At 65.3% G+C, this 7972-nt stretch carries 7 protein-coding genes; 4 read left to right on the plus strand and 3 right to left on the minus strand.

Going from position 1 to position 7972, the window contains the following annotated elements; all coding sequences use genetic code 11:
* Positions 1-152: 152 nt before the first annotated feature.
* Genes QX108_RS19815 through QX108_RS19825 form a run of 3 tightly spaced genes read right to left on the minus strand, consistent with a single transcriptional unit; the run spans position 153 to position 3348 of the window.
* Positions 153-1709: a DHA2 family efflux MFS transporter permease subunit gene (locus tag QX108_RS19815; protein WP_315787586.1), complete on the minus strand. Its 1557-nt coding sequence runs from the start codon at positions 1707-1709 to the stop codon at positions 153-155.
* Positions 1710-1715: 6 nt separating this feature from the next.
* Positions 1716-2876 (minus strand): HlyD family secretion protein, encoded by a 1161-nt coding sequence (locus QX108_RS19820; protein ID WP_315787588.1) that lies wholly within the window; start codon positions 2874-2876, stop codon positions 1716-1718.
* The gene (locus QX108_RS19825) at positions 2869-3348 is read right to left on the minus strand and encodes a MarR family winged helix-turn-helix transcriptional regulator (RefSeq protein WP_172114439.1); all 480 of its coding nucleotides are present in this window, start codon (positions 3346-3348) and stop codon (positions 2869-2871) included. The genes QX108_RS19820 and QX108_RS19825 overlap by 8 nt, the downstream gene beginning before the upstream one ends.
* A gap of 174 nt (positions 3349-3522) precedes the next feature.
* On the opposite strand from QX108_RS19825, the gene QX108_RS19830 reads away from it, so the two are divergent.
* The 4 genes from QX108_RS19830 to QX108_RS19845 all read left to right on the plus strand — a co-directional run bounded on the left by QX108_RS19830 (position 3523) and on the right by QX108_RS19845 (position 7622).
* Entirely contained in the window at positions 3523-4014 is a 492-nt protein-coding gene (locus QX108_RS19830; protein WP_172114440.1) for a Fur family transcriptional regulator, read from the plus strand.
* A 320-nt stretch (positions 4015-4334) separates the two neighbouring features.
* Complete coding sequence (locus QX108_RS19835) at positions 4335-5288, plus strand: DMT family transporter (RefSeq protein WP_315787593.1); 954 nt, start codon at positions 4335-4337, stop codon at positions 5286-5288.
* A 13-nt stretch (positions 5289-5301) separates the two neighbouring features.
* Positions 5302-6591: a flavodoxin-dependent (E)-4-hydroxy-3-methylbut-2-enyl-diphosphate synthase gene (ispG, locus tag QX108_RS19840; RefSeq protein ID WP_315787591.1), complete on the plus strand. Its 1290-nt coding sequence runs from the start codon at positions 5302-5304 to the stop codon at positions 6589-6591.
* Between the two features lie 518 nt (positions 6592-7109).
* Positions 7110-7622 carry a GNAT family protein gene (locus QX108_RS19845; RefSeq protein ID WP_315723863.1) on the plus strand — a complete coding sequence of 171 codons (513 nt, stop codon included), beginning with the start codon at positions 7110-7112 and terminating at the stop codon, positions 7620-7622.
* Positions 7623-7972 lie beyond the last annotated feature (350 nt).

The raw sequence follows: 7972 nt of genomic DNA on the forward strand, positions 1-7972 counted from the left end.
AACTCATACGCAGAGAACCGAGTGGGGTGATGAGAAGATAGCCGGAAACGCGCCGGATTGAAGTTACAAATCCATCACGTGGCGGTCACCTTTTTGCTATCCCGCTCACACTGCGTCCGAACAGCGCACGCAATTTCCGTCGCGGGGAACGTTCACTCCATCACGGCATGATCGGCCGGTGCGGACTGCTGACGCAGCGCCGTGCGAGTCGAGCCGATCATGATCGCGAGCGGGATCGACACCAGGATGAACGTCATCACCAGCTGATAGTCGTGCGAGAAGGCGAGGATCTGCGCCTGCACCATGACCATCGCATCGGCCATCGCGCGCCCGGCATCCGTGGACAGGTTCAGCATGCCGGCCACGTTGGGCATCTGCAAAGCGTGATTGAACGGGTTGATGTGCTCGACCAGGATGGCGTGATTGCGTCGTGTTCCCTCGGTGAGCTGCGCGATCGCGATGGAGATGCCGATCGAGCTTGCGACATTCCTCACCAAAGTCAGCATCGAGGTTCCATCGGTCCGCAGCTCGCCGGGCAGCGTCAAGAATGCCACCGTCGAGAGCGGCACGAACACGAGGCCGAAGCCGAAGCCCTGCATGATGCTGATGGTGATGATCTCCGGCACGCCGGTCTGGTCCGTCCACGCCGTCATCTGGAACAGCGACAGCGCCGTGAGCGCCAGCCCGACCACGATCAGGGTCCGCGCCTCGATATGGCGCAGCAGTCGCCCGACCAGCATCATCGCGACGAAGGTGCCACAGCCGCGGGTCGCCAGCAGCACGCCGGCGGTGATGATGGGGTAGCCGATGACGTTCTGCAGGTAGGGCGAGGACAGCGCCATGGTCGAGAACAGCACCAGGCCCATCACCGTCATGAACACGCAGCCGCCGACGAAATTGCGGTCCTTGAACAGCGCGAACTGGATGAACGGCCGCTTCGTCGTCAGCGAATGCGCCAGGAAGTAGTAGAAGCCGACGGCCGCGACAATGAACTCGATGATGATCTCGTTGCTCTCGAGCCAGCCTTGATCCTCGCCGCGGTCGAGCGCAATCTGCAGCGCGCCGATGCCGATGGCGAGCGCGGCGAAGCCGAACCAGTCGAAGGTCAGCTCCGCATTCGGCTTGGTCTCCTCCATGAAGGCGATCAGCCCGAGCACGGTCACCGCGCCGAACGGCAGATTGACGAAGAACACCCAGTGCCAGGAATAGGTTTCCGTCAGCCAGGCGCCGAGCGACGGTCCCATGATCGGGCCGAGCATCACGCCCATGCCCCAGATCGCCATCGCCTTGGCGCGCTCATGCAGCGCGTAGGAGTCGAGCATCACGGCCTGCGACACCGGCACCAGCGCGGCGCCGAACACGCCCTGCAAGAGGCGGAACAGCACCATCTGGGTGATGTCCTGGGCGAGGCCGCACATGACGGACGCAATGGTGAAGCCGGCCGAGCAGACGATGAAGGTGCGCTTGCGACCGAAGCGGTTGGCGATCCAGCCGACCGGCGCGGTCATGATCGCTGCCGCCACGATGTACGACGTCAGCACCCAATTGATCTGGTCCTGCGACGCCGACAGCGTGCCCTGCATGTAGGGCAGCGCGACGTTGGCGATCGTGGTGTCGAGCGCCTGCATGATCGTCGCCGTCATGGCGCAGATCGTCACCATGTTGCGGCGAAATCCTGGAACCGCGGATGAGGCTGCCGGCGCGTTCATCGCGCGCTACTCGTCCTTGTCGGCGGCATGCGCCGAGCCGAGCAGGCCCGCCAGCGTACGTTCATGTCCGGTATCGATCGACACGTTGACGCTCATGCCGGCCTTGAGCTTGCCGACGAACTTGTCGTTCTTGTCGAAATAGATCCGGACGGGCACGCGCTGCACCACCTTGACGAAATTGCCGGTCGCGTTCTGCGGCGGCAGGATCGCGAATTGCGCGCCGGTGCCGGGCGACAGCGAGCCGACCGTGCCCTTGAAGCGGTGGTTCGGGAACGCGTCGACGTCGAGCTCGACCGGCTGGCCCACGGCGACATAGGTGAAGTCGCTCTCCTTGGGATTGGCGTCGACCCAGGGATTGCCGATGTCGATCACCGAGAACACCGGCGTGCCCGCGGTGACGAAGCGGCCGAGCTGGATCTGATCCACCTGCGTGGCGATGCCCGGCATCGGCGCGCGCAACGTGGTATGGTCGAGATCGCGCTGCGCGTCGTCGAGCTTGGCCTTCGCCTGGACATAGGGCGGGAACTGCTCCAGCGGCAGCTCGGGATTGCCGAGCAGCTGCGTCTTCGCGTTCGACAGCTGCTGTTTGATGTACTGCGCCTGCGCGCCGGCCGTCACCAGGGCGTTCGCCGCGTTGTCGAGATCGAGCTGCGAGCCGAAATTGTTCTTGGCGAGCGTCTGCTTGCGCTCGACATCCTTCTGCTTGAGGTCGATGCCCTGCTGCGCGAGGTCGAGCATCTGGCCGTAGATCTTGATGTTGGCCGTGAGGTTGTCATAGGTGGTGCGTGCCTGTGCCAGCGCCGCCTTGGCCTGGTCGACCGCCAGACGATAGGGCACGGGATCGATCTCGAACAGCTCGTCGCCCTTCTGGACCTGCTGGCCTTCCTTGACGACGACCTTGATGATCTTGCCGGAGATATCCGGCGTGATCAGCACCTTCTGCGCGCCGACATAGGCGTCGTCGGTGGTCACGTAGCGGCCTCCGTTCAGATACAGCGCGAGGCCGCCGATGGCGGCGGCGATCGGCAGCACCACCAGCAGCAGCGTGCGGCGATAGCGGCGCAGGACCCCGGGACGCGCCGGCTTCGCCTCGGCAGCAGCGGCCGGCGGTGCGGCCTCCGGATGGGCCTTCTGTTCGGGGGCGATTTTGAGGGCGGGCTCAGCCATAACGCTGCTCCTTTCGCTGCTCGTCGCAGAGCGACTGCAGGGCGTTTCTCACGTTTTCTTTGATGGCTTCGAGCTGGGCCGTCAGTCGCTCGGCATCGGCGGGACTGATGCCGTCCAGCGCAGTCTCGGTGATCTCGCCGCGCAGCACCGCGAGCTTGGCGAGCAGCGGACGGGCGGCCTTCTTCAGATACAGCCGGTTGACCCGGCGGTCGGTGTCGTCGCCGCGGCGTTCGATCAGCCCGGCATCCGCGATCTTGTCGATCAGCCGGGTCAGCGTGATCGGCTGCATCTCCAGCTGCTCGGCGAGCTCGGACTGCTTCATGCCCTCGTTGCGCTCGACCTTGGCGAGCACGGCCCATTGTGCCCGGGTCATGCCGAACCGCGCGGCCTCCTTGTCGGCATAGGCGCGCATCAGGCGCTGCAGCTCGCCGAGCGTAAACAGGAAATTCACGTCCGCGGACGTGCGGGTCATGGCCGGTCTCGATTCTGGACGGAGGGAACTAAGCTTTGGCTCTAATGAGCCTGGAATATAATAAGCAAGCTTATGAATATGTCATGGCGTCGTCGAGCACATCCGTTCCCCTGAAGATGCATGGCTCCGCCGCGGCCTTTGGCGAGCGGGCTGTGAAATGCTAGATTGTCGGCAATGACCCTCGCAAAGCCCACCTTCCCGCCGCCCGACCACGACCATGGCCGCTGCGCGGCCGATGCCCTCGACCATGCCGAGCGCGTCTGCGCCCAGCGTGGCCAGAAGTTCACGCCGCAGCGCCGCCAGGTGCTGGAGGCGCTGCTGTCGAGCCACCGGCCGCTCGGCGCCTACGAGATCATCGAGGAACTGGCCAAGGTGGCCGCGCGACCGGCACCGATCACGGTGTATCGCGCCCTCGAGTTCCTGATGGCCAACGGCTTGGTGCACCGCATCGAAAGCCGCAATGCCTTCCTCGCCTGCGCGCACGATCATGAGCACACCGCGCTGGTGGCGTTCCTGATCTGTGAAAAATGCGGTGCCGTCGGTGAGGTTCCCGCCGCGCCGATCGCGGAGAGCCTGAAGAGCGCGGCCGCCGCGTCCGGCTTCCTGCCGAAGATGTCGGTGGTCGAGATCACCGGCCTCTGCGCGCACTGCCAGAAGGCCGCGTGAGATCCGTCACTGCGCCGCAAGGTGTACAGCGCTCACTGATCATCGTATTCGAGCTATTGCCACAGCGACGGTGCGCTCCCTCTCCCCGTTCTTCACGGAGAGAAGGCTGGGGTGAGGGGCAGCCACGAGCACCAGACGTGCGGAGAGCCCCCCTCACCCGGATTGCATCTGATGATGCAATCCGGCCTCTCCCCGCGCGCGGGGAGAGGCGTGGACCGCCGCTGCCGGCCGAGTTGTTCGTCCGATCCTCGCGCGCGAATCTGACCGCGTGTGCGCTGGGGGTCCAAGAAAACCAAACCCTTTCGGGAGCCCACGCCCTCGTGTCCGCAACGTCCCCTTCGTCCGCCGCGACCCGGCCGCTCGGCCCGGGCGCGATCGCCGTCACGCTCGTGCTCTGCCTGTCCTGGGCCTTCAACCAGATCGCCATCAAGCTGGCATTGCCGGAGGTGCCGCCGATGCTCCAGGCCACCTTCCGCTCGGCTGGCGCGCTGCCGGTGCTGCTGATCTTTGCTCACGTGCGCGGCGTGAAGATGTTCGAGCGCGACGGCACGTTGTGGCTCGGCATCGCGGCCGGCGCGCTTTTCGGCCTCGAATTCGTGCTCATCTACCAGGGTCTTCTGCTGACCTCGGCGTCGCGGGCCGTCGTCTTCCTGTACACAGCGCCGTTCTTCGTCGCGCTCGGCTCGTTCCGCTTCCTGGGTGAGCGTCTGGGACCGGCGCAATGGGGCGGGCTGGCGCTGAGCTTCACCGGCGTTGCGCTGGCGATCGGCATCCCCCAGGCCAATGTCGACGGCAAGGTTCTGCTCGGCGACCTTCTGGTGGTCGGCGGCGGGCTGCTGTGGGGCGTCACGACGGTCTTCATCAAGGGCAGCCGGCTGCGCTTCATCGCGCCGGAGCGCGCATTGGGATACCAGGTGGCCGTTTCCGTCCCCATCATGGCCGTGGCCGCCCTGATCGCCGGCGAGCGCCTCACCCAGGTTCCCAGCCCTTTCGTGCTCGGGCTGCTCGCCTATCAGGCGATCTGGGTGGTCGGCACCACCTTCACGATCTGGTTCGCCCTGATCAAAGCCTATTCGGCCAGCAAATTGTCGGCATTTACCTTCATCACCCCTTTATTCGGGGTGGTGGCGAGCTATTTCATCCTGCATGACGCCCTGACGCTCGCCTTTGGCCTGGCCGCCGTGCTTGTGATCATTGGGCTTTTTCTGGTCAATCGCCCGAACCGCGTGCTCCTGGCCGCGACTGATCCATTGCTGAATGTCACCAAAACCTGATATCCGAGGCCCCATGAACAAGCCCGAGATCCTGCCTCAAACCGATATCGCCGGCCCTGCTCCCCGGCACCAGACCACGCAAGTCATGGTCGGCAATGTCGCCGTCGGCGGCGGCGCGCCGATCGTGGTGCAGTCGATGACCAACACCGACACCGCCGACGTCGACTCGACGGTGGCCCAGGTCGCAGCGCTGGCGCGCGCCGGGTCCGAGATGGTCCGCATCACGGTCGACCGCGACGAGGCGGCCGCGGCCGTCCCGCACATCCGCGAGCAGCTCGACAAGCGCGGCATCACCACGCCCCTGATCGGCGACTTCCACTATATCGGTCACAAGCTCTTGACCGAGTACCCCGCTTGCGCCGAGGCGCTGGCGAAGTACCGCATCAATCCCGGCAATGTCGGCTTCAAGGACAAGCGCGACACCCAGTTCTCGACCATCATCGAGCTCGCCAACAAATACGGCAAGCCGGTGCGCATCGGCGCCAATTGGGGCTCGCTCGACCAGGAGCTGCTGTCGAAGCTGATGGACGAGAACGCGGCGTCCGCGAACCCGCGCGATGCGCGTGCTGTGATGCGCGAGGCCATGGTGCAGTCGGCGCTGCACTCGGCAGAGCGCGCCCAAGAGCTCGGCATGCCGAAGAACCGCATCATCCTGTCGGCCAAGGTCTCGGCCGTGCAGGACCTGATCGCGGTGTATCAGGATCTCGCCGCGCGCTCCGACTACGCCATTCATCTCGGCCTGACCGAGGCCGGCATGGGCTCCAAGGGCATCGTCGCCTCCTCGGCCGCGCTCGGCATTCTCTTGCAGCAGGGCATCGGCGACACCATCCGCATCTCGCTGACCCCCGAGCCCGGCGGCGATCGCACCCTCGAGGTGCAGGTCGCACAGGAGCTGCTGCAGACCATGGGCTTCCGCACCTTCGTGCCGCTGGTCGCGGCGTGCCCGGGCTGCGGCCGCACCACCTCGACCACCTTCCAGGAGCTGGCGCGCTCGATCCAGGATTTCATCCGCGACGAGATGCCGACCTGGAAGACGAGATATCCCGGCGTCGAGGCGCTCAACGTCGCCGTCATGGGCTGCATCGTCAACGGCCCCGGCGAATCCAAGCACGCCAATATCGGCATCTCGCTGCCCGGCACCGGCGAGGCCCCGGCCGCGCCGGTCTTCGTCGACGGCAAGAAGTTCCGCACCCTGCGCGGCCCGACCATTGCCGCCGACTTCAAGGCCCTGGTCATCGACTACATCGACCAGCGCTATGGCGCGGGCGCCAAGGCGCCGGAGAGCGTGACGGCCGCGGAGTAGGGCCGGCGCCCTGTTTGAGTGCGGCGCCTCACGCGCTGCATATGCTCCTACGACAATCTGAGATCGAGCCACCGCCACGACGACGGTGCGCTCCCTCTCCCCGTTCTTCACGGGGAGAGGGGTGGGGTGAGGGGCAGCCGCACGGGCGGTGCCGATTCCCTGCAACGAACTGTTTGAAGATATCTCTGGCATTCCAATCGGCGCCTGGCGGTCGTGCCCGTCCGATAGACCTTTGACCTGGCCGCACTCGTGCCATGCCCCCCCACCCGGATTGCTGCGCAATCCGACCTCTCAGCGCGAGCGAAGCTCGTCGCGCCCCCGCAAAGAGCGGGGAGAGGTAAGAGGGCCGCAACACCCGGTGCGACAACTCGCACCTGTTGCCGGGCGAGGCTGTCGCATCCTCACAACTCACAGCTGCTTGTCCCTCTCGCCTCATTCTGAAACTTTCCCGCAGGCCGCGCTGCCCCACTGCCGCCCGCATGATCAGCACCTTGATGCCAGCTGAAGAGGATGCTGCAATGAACCTCGACGTCAGGGAAATGGAGCTCGCCGAGACCTCGCTGGTCATCGACTACTTCTATTCATCGAGCATCGAGCAGCTCGACCTGATGGGCATCGACCCCACACGCATGCCGACCAGGCCGGTGTGGGCCGGCCTGTTCAAGACGCTCTACGAACTGCCGCTTCCTGAGCGCGCCGCGCTGCTGGTGATCTGGCGCCTCGACGGCCGCCCGATCGGCTTCTCCAGCTGCGACCGCATCGTGTTCGGCAGCCGCGCCCACATGCATCTCCACGTCACCGAGCCGGAGCTGCGCGGCCGTGGCCTCGGCACCGAATGTGTCCGCCGCAGCATCGACCTCTATTTCGAACGCCTGCGGCTCAAGCAGCTGTTCTGCGAGCCGCACGCCTACAACATCGCCCCCAACCGCGCGCTGCAGAAGGCGGGCTTTCGCTATTTGAAGACGTACAAGACGGTGCCCGGCCCGATGAACTATCACCAGGCCGTGACGCGCTGGATGATCGAGCGGTGAGAGCTGCGGATTGTTCTGCATCATCTCGCCACACTAACAGTGTCGTCCCGGCCTTGAGCCGGGACCCATAGCCACCGTCGTTAGTTGTTGAGCAGGCTGGAGCGGCTTTCTTTATCTCACGCCGGCCTGTGAATATCGGTCCCGGCTCAAGGCCGGGACGACGGCGGAGCAAGATCGGGCGGCCGGCCCTTCCTAACGCCAAACCGCCAGCCATCGCGAAAGTCCCCAAATCTTGCCCGTCGCGTTACCATGTCGCAGCCATCGGGCCTTGTGCCGTCGAGGCTGGGCAAGAATCTCGGGCGTTTTGCGTGGCGGGATGTACGATTCGGCCTATGACGAATCGCCCGTTC

The organism is Bradyrhizobium sp. SZCCHNR1002 (assembly GCF_032381435.1).
In the GTDB taxonomy this organism is placed as follows: domain Bacteria; phylum Pseudomonadota; class Alphaproteobacteria; order Rhizobiales; family Xanthobacteraceae; genus Bradyrhizobium; species Bradyrhizobium aeschynomenes.

Excerpts from the sequence above, each read along its gene's own strand:
- QX108_RS19815 (WP_315787586.1), bottom strand. The coding sequence starts at position 1,709 with ATGAACGCGCCGGCAGCCTCATCCGCGGTTCCAGGATTTCGCCGCAAC.
- QX108_RS19820 (WP_315787588.1), bottom strand. The coding sequence starts at position 2,876 with ATGGCTGAGCCCGCCCTCAAAATCGCCCCCGAACAGAAGGCCCATCCG.
- QX108_RS19825 (WP_172114439.1), bottom strand. The coding sequence starts at position 3,348 with ATGACCCGCACGTCCGCGGACGTGAATTTCCTGTTTACGCTCGGCGAG.
- QX108_RS19830 (WP_172114440.1), top strand. The coding sequence starts at position 3,523 with ATGACCCTCGCAAAGCCCACCTTCCCGCCGCCCGACCACGACCATGGC.
- ispG (WP_315787591.1), top strand. The coding sequence starts at position 5,302 with ATGAACAAGCCCGAGATCCTGCCTCAAACCGATATCGCCGGCCCTGCT.
- QX108_RS19845 (WP_315723863.1), top strand. The coding sequence starts at position 7,110 with ATGAACCTCGACGTCAGGGAAATGGAGCTCGCCGAGACCTCGCTGGTC.